Source organism: Corallococcus sp. RDP092CA (assembly GCF_041903675.1).
Lineage (GTDB): Bacteria > Myxococcota > Myxococcia > Myxococcales > Myxococcaceae > Corallococcus.
In genome coordinates, this window is the sequence record NZ_JAYESI010000078.1 from 1 (window position 1) to 2,709 (window position 2,709).

Genomic DNA, 2,709 nt, shown 5'->3' on the forward strand with positions numbered 1-2,709 from the left:
TGTCGTAGCTCGGCGTAACAGGTCCTCCGGAGTTCGGCGAACCCGGTCTGGGTGAGTTCGGCCAAACCGGTCCGCACCGGTTCGGCCAAACCGGTCCCCCCGGGCGTCCCGCCGACAGGCCACGCTGGCTTCCCTTGGAAAGGGAAGTGGCGTGAGTAACCGGAGAGTGGAGATGGACCGGCTGCAGGAATTGGTGCGGTTGCACCGCCTGGGCACACCCGCGAGGCAAGTGGCCCGGGTACTGCGCATGGGCGTGGACGTGGAGCGCAGCTACCGGCGCGTGCTGGAGGCGGCGGGGCTGCTGCGGGGCGAGGTGCAGGGGCTGCCCGAGCTCGAGGTGCTCAAGGCCGCGGTGCTGGCCGCGCGGCCCGCGGCCCCGCCAGTGCCCCAGCAGACGTCGAGCCTGGAGGCGCACCGCGCCCAGGTGGAAGCATGGGTGGCCAAGGGCCTGCAGCCGCAGGCCATCTTCACCCGGCTGCAGTTGGAGGCAGGGGTGCCGGCAGGCAGCCTCTCGGCGGTCAAACGTCTGGTGGGCAGCGTGCGTCGGGCCCAGGGCGTGAGTGAAGAGGACGTCGCAATCCCCGTGGAGACGGCCCCAGGCGAAGTAGCGCAGGTGGACTTCGGTGAAGTGGGCCGGCTGTACGACGCGGACACGGGGGCGCTGCGGCGCGCCTGGGTGTTCGTCATGGTGCTCGGCTACAGCCGCCACCTCTTCGCCACGCTGGTGTTCGACCAGCGCGTGGAGACGTGGCTGCGCTGTCACGAGGCCGCCTTCGCATACTTCGGCGGCGTGCCCCGGTGCGTGGTGCCCGACAACCTCAAGGCGGCGGTGGTGCGCGCTGCCTTCGGGGTGGACGGGGAGCGGGCCCTGCAGCGCAGCTACCGCGCGCTGGCGCGCCACTACGGCTTCATCGTCGACCCGGCCCCACCCCGTGCTCCCCAGAAGAAGGGCAAGGTGGAGGCGGGCGTGCGCTACGTGAAGGGCAACTTCTTCGTCGGGAGGGCCGCAGAGGACGCGCGCGAGTGCGAGGCCGCCCTGCAGCGCTGGCTGCGGGACGTGGCGTCGGTGCGCGTGCACGGCACGACGGGGCGTCAGCCGCGCCTCCTCTTCCAGCAGGCCGAGTCCTCGGCGCTGCGTGCGTTGCCGGCGGCCGCGTGGGCGCCCGAGGTGTGGCACGAGGCCCGCGTGCACCGAGATGCCCACGTCATGTACGGCCGACGGCTGTACTCAGTGCCGTGGCGACTCATCGGCCAGCGCGTCTGGCTGTGCGTCACGGCCCACGACGTGCGCGTGTACGCCCAGGACGAGCGCGTGGCCACCCACCCCCTGCGCGGCGAGGGCCACCGCAGCACCGTGGAAGCCCACCTGCCCGAGGCGCGCGCAGCCCTGCGCCACCGCAGCCGCGGCCACTGGGAGACGCGGGCAGCCCGGCTGGGCCCCTGCACCGAGGCTTACGTGCGCGCCGTCTTCGACGCGGATGACGTCCTCAGCCAGCTGCGCTGCGTGCAGGCCATGGTGGTGCACCTGGAAGGCTTCCCGCGCGAGCGAGCCGAGGCCGCGTGCCGCCGGGCGCTGCATTTCGGCAACCTGCGCTACCAGGGCCTCAAGGACATCCTGCGCCGAGGCCTGGACCTGCAGCCGTTGCCCCAGGACGGGCACCTGGCCATCGCCACGCCCACCGCCACTGCTGCGCCGCCGACTCCCCGCTACGCGCGCGACGTGCGCACGCTGCTGCGTTAGCGCTCCCCCTCGCTGTCCCCGCAGTCCCACCCCGCTCAAGGAGTGTCCCCCGCATGAGTACCTATGACGAACTCGTCCCCGTGCTGAAGAAGCTGCGCCTGTCCGGGCTGCTGCAGTCCCTCGAGGTGCGCTGCCGCGAGGCGGCAGACGCCAACTTGTCGCTGACGGAGTTCCTCTACCGACTGCTGGCCGACGAGGTGGAGCGGCGCGACGGCAAGCAGTTGGACGTGCGCCTGCGCCGTGCCGCCTTCGAGCGGCCCAGCACCCTGGAAGACTTCGACTTCTCCTTCAACACCTCCGTCCCGCGCGCCAAGGTGCTGGAATTGGGCACCTGCACCTTTGTCGAGCGGCACGAGAATGTGCTGGTAGTGGGCCCGGCGGGCGTCGGCAAGAGTCACCTCGCCCAGGCGCTGGGCCAGCGTGCTTGCCGCGCCGGCCACGCCGTCCTCTACGTGAGCGCCCACGACATGCTCACGCAGTTGCGCGCCTCACGCGCTGACAACAGCTACGAGCGACGCCTCCTTCGCTTCACCACGCCAGCCCTGCTCATCATCGACGACCTCGGACTGCGGCCCCTCACGGGTGAGGAGGGCATCGACTTGTACGAGATTGTCCGCCGTCGCTACGAGCGCGCGGCCACTTGCATCACCTCCAATCGCGCCCTGGAGGAGTGGCCTCCGCTGTTTGGTGACGCACTGCTGGCCAGCGCCGCCATGGACCGGCTGCTGCACCATGCCCATGTCCTTACCCTCGAGGGCGACAGCTACCGCAACCCACCGCCCGCCAAGCGCACCCGAGCACCGCGCGCGGTCCAGGTCGAGACTGTCGCACGCTGACACCCAGCGGAGCCCCTGCCGGACCGGTTTGGCCGAACCCGCGCGGTCCACTCCGTCGCGATTCCTGGGCGCTTCACGTCCGGACCTGATTGGCCGAACCGAACAGCGACCTGATTGGCCGAGCCTTGACAC

The 2,709-nt window shown here is 71.1% G+C and carries 2 protein-coding genes; both read left to right on the forward strand.

Translation table 11 applies throughout. From position 1 onward, the window contains the following. The first annotated feature begins 151 nt into the window (after positions 1-151). A complete protein-coding gene (gene istA, locus U8525_RS34180; protein WP_374270927.1) occupies positions 152-1,741 on the forward strand; it encodes an IS21 family transposase in 1,590 nt (529 codons plus the stop codon). A 53-nt stretch (positions 1,742-1,794) separates the two neighbouring features. Beyond that, positions 1,795-2,577, forward strand: a complete 783-nt coding sequence (gene istB, locus U8525_RS34185; RefSeq protein ID WP_374270928.1) for an IS21-like element helper ATPase IstB — start codon at positions 1,795-1,797, stop codon at positions 2,575-2,577. Positions 2,578-2,709 lie beyond the last annotated feature (132 nt).